Source organism: Agromyces sp. NPDC058064, from assembly GCF_042885275.1.
Classification (GTDB): domain Bacteria; phylum Actinomycetota; class Actinomycetes; order Actinomycetales; family Microbacteriaceae; genus Agromyces.
This window is the reverse complement of sequence record NZ_JBHVSE010000001.1, coordinates 331,507-344,926: the sequence shown is the minus strand read 5'-3', so window position 1 is coordinate 344,926 and position 13,420 is coordinate 331,507. Positions and strand designations below refer to the sequence as shown.

Here is a 13,420-nt window from a genome sequence, read left to right as displayed (position 1 = left end):
ATAGGCTGGGAGGCGTGGCGCACAGCATCTACATCTGCTCGGCCGAGGGCAACACCGGCAAGTCCACGGTGGCGCTCGGCACCCTCGACACCCTCACCCACCGCGCGACCCGGGTCGGCGTCTTCCGGCCGATCGCCCGCTCGACCGCCGAGCGCGACTACGTGCTCGAGCTCCTGCTCGCGCACGACGGGGTCGTGCCGATCGAGTACGAGGAGGCGATCGGCGTCTCCTACGAGGAGGTGCACGCGAACCCCGATGCCGCGCTCGCGACCATCGTGCGTCGGTTCAAGGCGATCGAGGGCCGCTGCGACGCGGTCGTGATCATCGGCTCCGACTACACCGACGTCGGCAGCCCGACCGAGCTCGCCTACAACGCCCGCATCGCGGCGAACCTCGGCGCGCCCGTGCTGCTCGTGCTCGGCGGCCGCGTCGGCGAGGGCCAGGGTCGCGGACGCAGCGAGCACCTCGGCGACACCGAGGCCCGCACGGCCGACGAGCTCGCCCAGCTCACCGAGCTCGCCGTCGAGGAGCTCGAACGCGAGCACGCCTCGCTCCTCGGCATCGTCGTCAACCGGGCCGACCCCGAGGGGCTGCTCGAGATCGTCGACGCCGTGCGACGCGCCTCGGCGCCCGCGCACGGCGCGGCGGCCGCCGCGCCCGCCGGCGAGGCATCCGCAGCCGTCTGGGCGATCCCCGAAGACCAGTTCCTCGTCGCGCCCTCGATGCGCTCGATCATGCACGCCGTCGACGGCGAGCTCTACGCGGGCGACGCCGACCTGCTCGACCGCGAGGCGCTCGGCGTCGTGATCGCGGCGATGTCGATGGAGAACGTGCTCTCGCACCTCATCGAGGGCTCCGTCGTCATCGTGCCGGGCGACCGCAGCGAGGTGCTGCTCGGGGTGCTCACGGCGCACTCCTCGGCCACCTTCCCGTCGATCTCCGGCATCGTGCTGAACGGCGGGTTCCCGCTGTCCGAGCACATCGAGCGCCTGGTCGAGGGACTGAAGGCCGGGCTGCCGATCATCCGCACCCAGCTGACGAGCTACGAGACCGCGCTCGCCATCACGCACACGCGCGGCCGCCTCGCCGCGGAGTCGCAGCGCAAGCGCGACACCGCGCTGTCGCTCTTCGAGCAGCACGTCGACGGGCCCGCCCTGCTCGACCGGCTCGAGATCGCGCGCCCCGAGGTCGTCACCCCGCTGATGTTCGAGTACGGGCTGCTCGAGCGCGCGCGCCGCGAGCGCAAGCACATCGTGCTGCCCGAGGGCTACGACGACCGCATCCTCCGCGCCGCCGCGACGCTCCTGGCGCGCGACGTCGCGGAGCTCACGATCCTCGGCGAGGAGATCGAGGTGCGCTCGCGCGCGATCGGCCTCGGCCTCGACATCTCGCGCGCCACGGTGCTCTCCAACCACGACTTCGTCTACGTCGCGCGCTTCGCCGAGGAGTACCAGAAGCGGCGTGCGCACAAGGGCGTCACGCTCGAGCAGGCGCGCGAGCGCGTGCAGGACGTCTCGTACTTCGGCACGATGATGGTCGAGCTGGGCCTCGCCGACGGCATGGTCTCGGGGGCGGCGCACACGACGGCGCACACGATCCGCCCGTCGTTCGAGATCATCAAGACCCGGCCCGGGGTCGAGGTCGTCTCGAGCGTGTTCCTGATGGCGCTCGCCGACCGGGTGCTCGTCTACGGCGACTGCGCGATCGTGCCCGACCCGACGGCCGAGCAGCTCGCCGACATCGCGATCTCCTCGGCGCAGACGGCCGCGCAGTTCGGCATCGAGCCGCGGATCGCGATGCTCTCGTACTCGACCGGCGAGTCGGGCCAGGGCGCCGACGTCGACAAGGTCAGGCGGGCGACCGAGCTCGTGCGCGAGCGCGCGCCCGAGCTCGCGGTCGAGGGGCCGATCCAGTACGACGCGGCGGCCGATGCGGCGGTCGCGCGCACGAAGCTGCCCGACTCGGATGTCGCGGGGCGGGCGACGGTCTTCATCTTCCCCGACCTCAACACGGGCAACAACACGTACAAGGCGGTGCAGCGCTCGGCCGGCGCCGTCGCGATCGGACCGGTGCTGCAGGGCATGCGCAAGCCCGTCAACGACCTCTCGCGGGGGGCGCTCGTGCAGGACATCGTGAACACCGTGGCGATCACGGCGATCCAGGCGGCGGATGCCTCGTGAGCCTCGTCCTCGTCGTCAACTCGGGTTCGTCGTCGCTGAAGTACCAGCTCGTCGACGCCGCCCGCGGCGAGGCGCTCGCGAGCGGGCTCGTCGAACGCATCGGCCGTGAGGGCGGGCATGCCAGGCACCGCCACGAGGGCCCCGAGGACGACAGCCTCGGCTCCACCTGGGATGCGGACGTCGACGTGCCGGATCACTTCGCCGCGTTCGAGGTGATGCTCGAGGGGTTCGCCGCCCACGGCCCCTCGCTCGAGCAGCACCCGCCGATCGCGGTCGGGCACCGGGTCGTGCAGGGCGGCGCCCGCTTCTTCGAGCCGACCGTCATCACCGAGCTCGTGAAGATCAACATCGACGAACTCTCGACCCTCGCGCCGCTGCACAACCCGGCGAACCTCGAGGGCATCGAGGCGGCGCAGCGCGCGTTCCCCGACGTGCCCCACGTCGCCGTGTTCGACACCGCGTTCCACCAGACCATGCCGCCGGCGGCCTACACCTACGCGATCGACCGCGACGTCGCGGCGAAGTACCGCATCCGCCGCTACGGGTTCCACGGCACGTCCCACCGCTACGTGTCGCGGGCCGCGGCCGAATACCTCGGCCGACCGGTCGAGGAGCTGCGCCAGATCGTGCTGCACCTCGGCAACGGGGCCTCCGCGTGCGCGATCGACGGGGGCCGATCGGTCGACACGAGCATGGGCATGACCCCGCTCGAGGGGCTCGTCATGGGCACCCGCTCAGGCGACATCGATCCGGCCGTGCTGCTGCACCTGCAGCGGCGCGGCGGACTCGGCGTCGACGAGGTCGACGACCTGTTGAACCTCCGCAGCGGCATCCTCGGCGTCGGCGGGCACGCCGACATGCGCGACCTGGTCGACGCGGCCGAGGCGGGGGAGGAGCGCGCGGCGCTCGCCCTCGAGGTGTACGCGCACCGGCTGAAGGCGTACATCGGGGCGTACCTCGCGCAGCTCGGCGGCGTCGACGTGATCTCGTTCACGGCGGGCGTCGGGGAGAACTCGGCCCCGGTGCGCGCCGCCGCGCTCGCGGGCCTCGAACGGCTCGGCATCGAGCTCGATGCCGAGCGCAACGCCGCCAGCTCGGGTGGGGCGCGCGTGATCTCGACCGATGCCTCGCCGGTCACGGTGCTCGTCGTACCGACCGACGAGGAGCTCGAGATCGCCCGCCAGACGCTCGAGGCCGTCTCGGGCTGATCGCGCCGGTCGACGCGTTCCTCCTCGGCGGGGAGCGGCGTTCGCCGCGCGTCCGCGAAATATACAAGGACCATTGCGCAACAGTTATTGCAGAGTTACCATGGTGCCGTGAGCGAGAACCAGAACTCCATCGACCTGCGCGACGCCGGCGCCATGCGCGCCATGGCGCACCCGCTTCGGCTGCGCATCCTCGGGCTGCTGCGCATGCACGGCCCGCACTCGGTGGGCATGCTCGCCGAGGCGACCGGAGCCGCCTCTGGGTCGATCAGCTACCACCTGTCGACGCTCGCCAAGCACGGCTTCGTCGAGCCCGCGCCCGAGCTCGAGCGCGACGGCCGCGAGCGCTGGTGGCGCTCGGCGCACGAGGTGACGAGCCTGAGCGCCGAGAGCTACCTCGACGACCCCGAGCGTCGCGAGGCGGCCGAGGCGATGCGCCGCGCGGTGATCGACGCGTACCACCGAGAGCTCCTCGGGGCGCTCGACGCCGAGCTCGGGCTCGAGCCCGAGTGGATCGCCGCCTCCGACTCGAGCGACGGCGGCGCGCAGCTCACCCTCGACGAGTTCCGCGAGCTCACCGCCGACCTGGCCGCCGTGCGCGACAAGTGGTGGGCCGTCGGGCGCGAGCCCCGCGAGGGCACCCGCGCCGTCCGCTGGATCACGCACACCTTCCCGAGGAGCGAGCAATGAGCGAGCTGACCGAGACCGAGGGGGCTCGCGCCGACACCGGGGCGCCTGCTCGAACCACCGCGGCGCCCGCCCGCCGGCTCCCGATCCTCGCGAACCTCGCGGCCGCCCTCTTCTCGCTCGGCGGCAACGCGATCGCGCTCGTCGCGCTGCCGATCATCGCGCTCACCCAGACGGGGTCGCCGCTCGCGGCGGGCGTCGTCGGCGTCTTCGCGACGGTGCCGCTCGTCATCGGCGGGGCGCTCGGCGGCGTGCTCGTCGACCGCTTCGGCTACCGGCTCTCGTCGATCGTCGCCGACCTCGCGAGCGCGGTCACCGTGCTCGCCATCCCGATCCTGCACGCGACGGTGGGCCTCCCGTTCGGGGCGATGCTCGCCCTCGTCTTCCTCGGCGGGCTCCTCGACCCGCCCGGCGACACCGCGAAGACCTCGATGACGCCCGACCTCGCGAAGCTCGCGAACTGGCCGATCGAGCGGGCCGCGGGCGCGCAGTCCGCCGTGCAGCGCACCGCGATGATGCTCGGCGCAGGAACCGCCGGCGCGCTCGTCGCGTTCCTCGGGCCGATGCCGGCGCTCATCGTCGACGCGGGCGGGTTCGTCGTCTCGGCGCTGCTCGTGCTCTGCTTCGTGCCGCGACGGCTCGGTGCCGAGGGCGCCGACGAGCCCGACGCCGACGACGCGCCGGCCTCGCGCGGCGGCTTCATGGAAGGGCTCCGCTTCGTGGCATCCTCGCCGCTGCTGCGCGCGATCGTGCTGCTCGTGACGCTCACGAACGCGATCGACGCGGCCGGCATGACCGTGCTGAAGCCGCTCTACGCGACCGAGGTGCTCGGCGACCCGGCGCAACTGGGCTTCATGTTCGGATGCTTCGCGGCCGGCGCCCTGACCGGCTCGGTGCTGTTCGGGGCGATCGGCCACCGCTTCTCGGGGCGTCTCATGTTCGCCCTGTGCTTCCTCGTCGCCGGCACCGTGCCGTACCTGACGATGGCGCTCGGCGCGCCCGTGCCGGTGCTCCTGCCCGTGCTGGCGCTCTCGGGCCTCGCCGCGGGCGCCATCAACCCGATGATCTCGACGGCGATGTACGGCCTCATCCCCGACGGCATGCGCGCCCGGGTGTTCGGCGTGACGACCGCGGGCGTCGCCGCGACCATGCCGCTCGGCGCCTTCCTCGGCGGCCTCGCGGCCGAGCAGGCCGGGCTCGTGCCGACGCTCGTGGCGTGCGCCGCGCTCTACCTGGTGCTGGCGTCGAGCCCGCTCTACCTGCGCTCGTTCTCGGGCCTGCGCAGCGCCTCGGCGGCGGCCGAGTCATCCGAACCCCTACCGCGGTAGGGGGTGCGAATGGCTCAGCCGTGTGATGCCCTGCGCTGAACCGTCTGCCTACGCTCGCCTCGTGGTCGAACCCGGCCGCGCACACGCCCCCGAATCGTTCGTCTGAGTCTCATGCGCACTTTCGGACGACGAGAAGAGCGCATGTGAGCCTGCAGGTCGTTGAACGCCCCGACGGTGCCCTCGGCACCATGTCGCCCGTCATCCTGACCGCAGGCCGTCGCCGAGGCGACGCGGTCGATCCGGCGCAGAGCGGCTTCGCCCGGCTCTCGCGCCAGATCAAGGACGAAGGGCTCCTCGACCGCTTCGTCGGCTTCTACGTGCGCAAGGCCGTGTTCTGGGCCGTCGTGCTCGGGGCCGCGGTCGCGGCCTCCGTCATGCTCGGCGACTCGTGGTGGCAGCTCGTCATCGCGGCGGTGCTCGGGGTCGTCTTCACCCAGTTCGCGTTCATGGCGCACGAGGCCTCGCACCGGCAGATCTTCCGCTCGGGGCCGGTCAACGACTGGGCGGGACTCGTGCTCGCCGACCTCGTCGTCGGCATCAGCTACAGCTGGTGGATGAACAAGCACACCCGCCACCACGGCAACCCGAACGTGATCGGCCGCGACCCCGACATCGCGAAGGACACGATCTCGTTCCTCGAGGAGGACGCCGCGCAGAGCCGCGGACTCGTCAGGCTGATCACGCAGCGGCAGGGCTACCTGTTCTTCCCGCTGCTGCTGCTCGAGGGCCTCAACCTGCACGTGCACGGCATCCGTCACGTGATCGACCGCCGCAACGCGGTCAAGCGCCGCGGGCTCGAGCTCGCCTTCATCGCCGTGCGGCTCGTCGGCGTGACCGCGCTCGTGTTCTGGGCGTTCCCGCCCCTGCTCGCGGCCGCGTTCCTCGCCGTGCAGCTCGGCGTCTTCGGCGTCTACATGGGCGCGTCGTTCGCGCCGAACCACAAGGGCATGCCGCTCATCTCGCGCGGGGTCCGCGTCGACTTCCTCGAGCGCCAGGTGCTCACGAGCCGCAACATCCGCGGCGGTCGGTTCATGGACTCGCTCATGGGGGGCCTCAACTACCAGATCGAGCACCACCTCTTCCCGAGCATGGCGCGGCCCGCGCTGAAGCGCACGCAGGAGATCGTGCGCGAGTACTGCCGGGAGAACGACATCCGCTACACCGAGACCGGGCTCGTCGACTCGTACGGCATCGTCATCGCGTACCTCAACCGGGTCGGGCTGGCCGCGCGCGACCCGTTCGACTGCCCGATGATCCAGGAGTACCGCCGGCGCGACTGAGGGCGGCTCGCACCGTACCCCCCTTTTGGGGGTGATTTCGGTTGTACCCCTGTTCTGGGGACACGCGGTCGCCCTACGTTGAGCGCATGCGATGCGGGGGCGTCGCGGTGTTGACTCTGGGGGGACGTCACATGGTGTACGAACGCGCGCGCTCGGCCACGAATCGGAAGCGGCGGGGGGCGCATCGGGCACCCGATCGGCGTGGCCCGCGCTCTTTGCGCTGGCTCGCCGCGGCGGGGGTGATCGCCCTCACCGCGGGCGGCGGCGCGATCTCGGCGCAGGCGGCGCCGGGCGACCAGTCGTACGCCGAGGGGCAGTTCCTCTCGGGATCGCTCCTCGACTTCGTCGACCTCGGCACGGTGGTCGGGATCGACGGCGAGACCGCCGAGAGCGACGGCGTCACGCCCGAGACGAGCTCGACGAACCTCGGGCTCTCGGCGCTGTCGGTGCTGAACATCGACATCGGCGGCGGCGTGCAGATTCCGCTGAACTTCACCGATGCCGGTGTCGTCGGCCAGTACGCGAGCGCCGCGATCGACGGGTCGTCGATCGGCGCGTCGGGGCTCATCTCGGACTCGGGCGCGATCGGCACGGGCGTCACGCCGGCGCCCGGCGTCGCGCCCGGACCGATGAGCCTCGATCTCGCGGACCTCCTCGGCGACGAGTTCGCGACGACGATCTCCGACCTCGTCGTGAGCCTCGGGGCGATCAGCGCGAACGCCGCCGTGGCCCAGGGCGGCGTGCCGGTCGGCGACTACGAGATCGCGAGCGCGACCGTCGTGGTCGACAGCCCGGTCGTCGAGGGAATCACCGGAACGATCGACGGCGCGGTCACCGAGCTCGACACCGCGGTCGACGGGCTCGCGGGCCCCGACGGCTCGCTCGTCGACGGCGTGCTCGGCGTGGTCGACAGCGTGCTCGCGATCGGCGGGCTCGGGGATGCCTCCGCGTCCGTCACGGTCGACCTGCAGGCCGCAGTCGACGGCGTGCTCGCCGTGCCGCTCGACTCGGGCGGCGGCGTAGTGATCGACCTCGAGGACGGCACGATCACCCTCGACCTCGATCAGCTCGTGGGCGGACTGAACTCGCTCGACCCGAGCACCGAACTGCTCTCGGCCGCGGTGCTGACCGAGGTGACGACTCAGGTGGCGGAGCTGATCGACGGACTGGTCGACGACCTCGGCACCGCGATCACGAACGCCCTGAACAGCGCCGCGGTCGTGATCGACGTCGACGTCAACGGGCCGGCTCCGCTCAGCCTGCCGCTGGTGAACGTGACCGTCACCGGCACCCTGCTCGAGATCTCGAACGGCAGCGCCGCAGTCGACATCACCGCCCTCGGCGGCCTGCCGATCGGCGGGCTCACCGATGACCTCGTCCTCGACGCCCTCGGCCCGATCGTCGACGCCGTGATCGACCCCGACACCGGTGCGCTCGGCACCCTGCTCACGACGCTGACGACCGACGTCTTGAACCCGGTCATCGATTCGCTGAACCCCGCGCTCCTGCTGATCGACACGCTCGTGTCCCTGCTCGCGAACGTGCAGGAGCCGTCGCCGGCGGTGCAGCGGGCGGTGTTCGAGGAGACGGCCCTCCGGCTGAGCCTGCTGCCCACGACGATCGTTCCCGAGCTGCTCGAGCTCAATCTCGCGCGCGCGCTCGTCGGCCCGAACCTCGTGGCCCCGGTGCTCACGACGCTGACGCCCGACGAGGGACCGACCGCGGGCGGCACGCTCGTGACGATCGACGGCACCGCGCTCGGCGGTGCGACCTCGGTGACGGTCGACGGGGCGCCGGTGACCTTCACCCAGGTGAGCGACGCGCAGATCACGTTCTCGACGCCGCCGCACGCGGCCGGAACGGTCGACGTGGTGGTGACGACGGCTGCCGGTCCCTCGGGCCCCCTCCCGTTCACGTACGTGCCCGCGCCCGCGCTGACCTCCCTGGACCCCGACGAGGGCCCCGCGGCGGGCGGCACGCCGGTGACGATCACGGGCACCGAGCTCGCCGGGGCGACCACCGTCTCGGTCGACGGGGTGTCGGTGCCGTTCACGCAGGTGAGCGACACCGAGATCGAGTTCACCACACCGCCGCACACGGCGGGCCCCGTCGACGTCACCGTCACGACGGCCGGCGGCGAGAGCGAGCCGCTCACCTTCACCTACCTGCCGGCGCCGGTGCTCACGACGCTGACGCCCGACGAGGGCCCGGTCGCGGGCGGCACGCTCGTGACGATCCTCGGCACCGACCTCGGGGATGCCTCGGAGCTGACCGTCGACGGGGCGACGACGCCGTTCACGCAAGTGAGCCCGACCGAGATCACGTTCCTGAGCCCGCCGCACGCGGCCGGAGCGGTCGACGTGGTGGTGACGACGCCCGGCGGCGAGAGCAACACGCTGCCGTTCACCTACTTCGACGTCCCCGTCCTGGCGGCGCTGACTCCCGATGAGGGGCCGGCGGCCGGCGGCACGATCGTGTCGATCACCGGGACAGCGCTCGGCGGCGCAACGGTCGTGACGATCGACGGGGCCTCGGTGCCGTTCACGCAGGTGAGCGACACGGAGATCAGCTTCACGACCCCGCCGCACGACGCCGGACCGGTCGACGTCGTCGTGACGACGCCCGGCGGTGAGAGCGATCCGCTCGCCTTCACCTACCTGCCCGGCCCGCTGCTCACCGGGCTCGACCCCGACGCCGGCCCGGTCGCGGGCGGCACGCCGGTGACGATCACCGGCACGGACCTCGGCGGGACCACCGAGGTGACCGTCGACGGCGTCCCGGTGACGTTCACGCAGGTGAGCGACACCGAGATCAGCTTCGTCACCGCCGCTCACGCTGCGGGCGCGGTCGAGGTGATCGTGACCACGTCGAACGGCGAGAGCAACCCGCTGCCGTTCACCTACTACGACGTTCCGGCGCTGACGGCGCTCATGCCTGATGAAGGACCGACCGCAGGCGGCACGATCGTCTCGATCACCGGCACGGCGCTCGGCGCGGCGACCGCGGTGGCGGTCGACGGAGCCTCGGTGCCGTTCACGCAGGTGAGCGACACGGAGGTCTCGTTCATCACCCCGCCGCACGCCGCGGGCGCGGTCGACGTGACGGTGACCACGCCGGGCGGTGAGAGCGATGCGCTGCCGTACACCTACGTTCCCGCGCCGGTGCTCACGGCGCTGGCGCCCGATGAGGGTCCGACCGGCGGCGGCACGCCGGTGACGATCACGGGCACCGATCTCGGCGGCGCCGAGCTCGTGACGGTCGACGGGGTGTCGGTGCCGTTCACGCAGGTGAGCGACACCGAGATCACGTTCGTCACGCCGCCGCACGCCGCCGGCGAGGTGAACGTGGGGGTGGTCACCGCGGGCGGCCCGGGCAATGCGCTGCCGTTCACGTTCGTGCCGCTGCCCGCGCTCACGGAGCTCGACCCCGACGCGGGCCCGGTCGCCGGCGGCACGCCGGTGACGATCACGGGCACCGGTCTCGGGGACGCCTCGGCGGTGACGGTCGACGGCGTGCCGGTGTCGTACACGCAGGTGAGCGACACCGAGATCACGTTCGTGACGCCGCCGCACGCCGCCGGCGAGGTGGACGTGACGGTGACGACCGTGGGCGGCGAGAGCAACGCACTGCCGTTCACGTACTTCGACGCTCCCGTACTGACAGTGCTCGCGCCGGACGAGGGGCCGACCGCGGGCGGCACGATCGTCTCGATCACCGGCACGGCGCTCGGCGCGGCGACCGCGGTGGCGGTCGACGGAGCCTCGGTGCCGTTCACGCAGGTGAGCGACACGGAGATCTCGTTCATCACCCCGCCGCACGCGGCCGGCGAGGTCGGGGTGACGGTCACGACGCCCGGCGGTGAGAGCGATCCGCTGCCCTTCACGTACGTGCCCGCGCCGGTGCTCGCCGCGCTGGACCCGGAGGCCGGCCCGGTCGCGGGCGGCACCCCGGTGACCATCACGGGCACCGACCTCGCCGGGGCGACCACGGTCTCGGTCGACGGCGTGCCGGTGACGTTCACCCAGGCGAGCGACACCGAGATCGAGTTCACGACTCCTCCGCACGTCGTGGGCGAGGTGGACGTCGTGGTGGTCACGCCGGGCGGGCCGAGCAACGCGCTGCCCTTCACCTACGTCGACGTCCCGGTGCTCACGGCGCTCGACCCTGACGCCGGCCCGGTCGCAGGGGGCACTCCGGTGACGATCACCGGGACCGATCTCGGCGGCGCAGAGCTCGTGACGATCGACGGGGAGTCGGTGCCCTTCACGCAGGTGAGCGACACGGAGATCGAGTTCACGACGCCCGCGCACGCCGCAGGCGAGGTCGGCGTCGTCGTGACGACCCCGGGCGGCCCGAGCAATGCGCTGCCCTTCACCTACGTGCCGGTCCCAGCGATCACCGCGCTCGCGCCCGATGAGGGCCCGGCCGCCGGGGGCACGCCGGTCACCGTCACGGGCACGGATCTCGCGGGCGCGACGGAGGTGACGGTCGACGGCGTGCCGGTGACGTTCACGCAGGTGAGCCCGACCGAGATCACCTTCGAGACGCCGGCGCACGTCGCCGGCCCGGTCGACGTGGTGGTCGCGACCCCCGGCGGCGAGAGCAACGCGCTGCCGTTCACCTACTTCGACGTCCCCGTGCTCACGGCGCTCGATCCCGATGAGGGGCCGACGGCCGGCGGCACGCCCGTCACCGTCACCGGCACGGCGCTCGCGGGGGCGACCCAGCTCACGGTCGACGGGGCGCCCATCGCGTTCACGCAGGTGAGCGACACCGAGATCACCTTCGTCACCCCGGCGCACGCGGCCGGAGCCGTGGAGGTCGTCGTGACGACGCCGGGCGGCGAGAGCGAGCCGCTGTCGTTCACGTACGTGCCTGCGCCGGTGCTGACCGCGCTCGATCCCGACCGCGGTCCGACGTCGGGCGGCACGCCGGTGACGATCACCGGCACCGACCTGGCCGGTGCGACGGAGGTGACGGTCGACGGGGTCCCGGTGACGTTCACGCAGGTGAGCGACACCGAGATCACCTTCGAGACGCCGGCCCATGCGGGCGGCCCGGCCGACGTGGTCGTCACCACGCCGGGCGGCGAGAGCAACCCGCTGCCGTTCACCTACGTCGTGGGCGCGGTGCTCACCGCGCTCGACCCCGAAGAGGGCCCGACCTCCGGTGGCACGCTCGTGACGATCACCGGCACGGACCTGGCCGACGCGACCGAGGTGACCGTCGACGGGGCATCCGTGTCGTTCACCCAGGTGAGCGGCACCCAGATCACCTTCACGACCGCGCCGCACGCGGCCGGCGAGGTCGACGTGGTGGTGACCACCCCGGGCGGCGCCAGCGCGCCGATGCCGTTCACGTACGTCGCGCCCCCGGTGCTCACCTCGCTCGACCCCGATGAAGGGCCGACAGCGGGAGGCACTTCGGTGACGATCACGGGCACCACGCTCGGCGGAGCCGCCGAGGTGACGGTCGACGGCGCATCCGTGCCCTTCACCCAGGTGAGCGACACCGAGATCACCTTCGCGACGCCCGCGCACGCCGCGGGGCCGGTCGAGGTGACCGTCACGACGGCGGGCGGCGAGAGCGACCCGCTCGAGTTCACCTACGTGCCCGCGCCCGCGCTCGAGGCGCTCGCGCCGGGCTCCGGCCCGGCGACGGGCGGCACGACCGTGACGATCTCGGGCAGCGATCTCGGCGGGGCGACCGAGGTCACCGTCGACGGGGTGCCGGTGCCGTTCACCCAGGTGAGCGACACCGAGATCACCTTCGTGACGCCGCCGCACGCGGCGGGCGACGTCGAGGTCGTCGTGACGACGCCCGGCGGCGAGAGCAACGCGCTGCCGTTCACCTACACGCCCGTCGGCGAGATCGACGACGTCGACCCGCCGACCGGCCCCGAAGCCGGCGGCACCGAGGTCACGATCACGGGCCAGTGCTTCACCGGGGCGACCGAGGTGCTCTTCGGCGACACGCCCGCCACCTCCTTCGAGGTGATCGACGACGGCACGATCGTCGCCGTGTCGCCGGCGGGCACGGGCGTGGTCGACCTCACCGTCGTCGGCAGCGAGAGCTGCGGCGACGCGACGCTGCCCGACGGGTTCGCCTACGAGCCGAAGCCGGCGACGCCGCCGGCGGGCGGAATCGCCTCCACGGGCGTCGAGCTGCTCGCACCCTTGGCGCTCGGCGGCGGTGCGCTGATCCTCGGGCTCGGCGCGGTGCTGCTCGCGCGGCGCCGCGAGCACGGGGCCTGACGCCGGTGACGTGGTGCCCGACGCGCGGCGTCGGGCACCCCGTCGTCAGCGCTCGAGTCGGGCGCAGTCGATGCAGAGCGTGGCGGTCGGTCGCGCGTCGAGCCGGGCGACCGTGATGCGCTTGCCGCAGCGGGCGCAGAAGCCGTAGCTGCCGTCGGCGATGCGGGCGAGCGCGCGGTCGATCTCGGCGAGCTCGTGCTGCACGTCGGCGAGGACGGCGGTGCGCTGCGACCACTCCTGGGTCATCGTCGGGCCCTCGGGGTCGTGCTCGTCGTCGGCGCTCGCGCCGGCCCTGGCGGCTCGGACCTCGCCCATCACGTCGTCGAACTCGGCCGCGCGCTCGGCGGCCTCCGCGCGTTCGGCGAGCAGCCGGGCCTCGAATCGCTCGAGCTGAGCCGGAGTCATCGTCGTCACCGTCATCACGCTCCTTCCGTCCGTGCATCGTACGCCCGAGGCATCCGGTTGGGGTGTCGGACGCGGCAACTA

The 13,420-nt window shown here is 72.5% G+C and carries 7 protein-coding genes; 6 read left to right on the top strand and 1 reads right to left on the bottom strand.

Translation table 11 applies throughout. The annotated features are described in order from the left end of the window. Positions 1 to 14 precede the first annotated feature (14 nt). The 6 genes from pta to ACFVSL_RS01545 all read left to right on the top strand — a co-directional run bounded on the left by pta (position 15) and on the right by ACFVSL_RS01545 (position 12,934). Complete coding sequence (pta, locus tag ACFVSL_RS01570) at positions 15 to 2,180, top strand: phosphate acetyltransferase (RefSeq protein WP_386937888.1); 2,166 nt, start codon at positions 15 to 17, stop codon at positions 2,178 to 2,180. Continuing rightward, positions 2,177 to 3,388 (top strand): acetate/propionate family kinase, encoded by a 1,212-nt coding sequence (locus tag ACFVSL_RS01565; RefSeq protein ID WP_386937886.1) that lies wholly within the window; start codon positions 2,177 to 2,179, stop codon positions 3,386 to 3,388. The genes pta and ACFVSL_RS01565 overlap by 4 nt, the downstream gene beginning before the upstream one ends. A 108-nt stretch (positions 3,389 to 3,496) precedes the next feature. Continuing rightward, on the top strand, positions 3,497 to 4,075 hold the full coding sequence (locus tag ACFVSL_RS01560; RefSeq protein ID WP_386937883.1) for an ArsR/SmtB family transcription factor: 579 nt from the start codon (positions 3,497 to 3,499) through the stop codon (positions 4,073 to 4,075). Then, positions 4,072 to 5,400: an MFS transporter gene (locus tag ACFVSL_RS01555; protein ID WP_386937881.1), complete on the top strand. Its 1,329-nt coding sequence runs from the start codon at positions 4,072 to 4,074 to the stop codon at positions 5,398 to 5,400. Before ACFVSL_RS01560 ends, ACFVSL_RS01555 begins: the two co-directional genes overlap by 4 nt. Positions 5,401 to 5,588: 188 nt before the next feature. Then, complete coding sequence (locus ACFVSL_RS01550; protein ID WP_386939302.1) at positions 5,589 to 6,680, top strand: fatty acid desaturase family protein; 1,092 nt, start codon at positions 5,589 to 5,591, stop codon at positions 6,678 to 6,680. Between the two features lie 215 nt (positions 6,681 to 6,895). Then, positions 6,896 to 12,934, top strand: coding sequence for an IPT/TIG domain-containing protein (locus tag ACFVSL_RS01545; RefSeq protein ID WP_386937879.1), 6,039 nt, complete (start codon positions 6,896 to 6,898; stop codon positions 12,932 to 12,934). A 45-nt stretch (positions 12,935 to 12,979) separates the two neighbouring features. Here ACFVSL_RS01545 and ACFVSL_RS01540 read toward each other — a convergent pair whose 3' ends face one another. Then, on the bottom strand, positions 12,980 to 13,354 hold the full coding sequence (locus ACFVSL_RS01540) for a TraR/DksA family transcriptional regulator (protein ID WP_386937877.1): 375 nt from the start codon (positions 13,352 to 13,354) through the stop codon (positions 12,980 to 12,982). Positions 13,355 to 13,420: the final 66 nt, after the last annotated feature.

Coding starts and splice junctions, on each gene's coding strand:
- ACFVSL_RS01550 (WP_386939302.1), top strand. CDS start 5,589: ATGTCGCCCGTCATCCTGACCGCAGGCCGTCGCCGAGGCGACGCGGTC.
- ACFVSL_RS01540 (WP_386937877.1), bottom strand. CDS start 13,354: ATGACGGTGACGACGATGACTCCGGCTCAGCTCGAGCGATTCGAGGCC.
- ACFVSL_RS01555 (WP_386937881.1), top strand. CDS start 4,072: ATGAGCGAGCTGACCGAGACCGAGGGGGCTCGCGCCGACACCGGGGCG.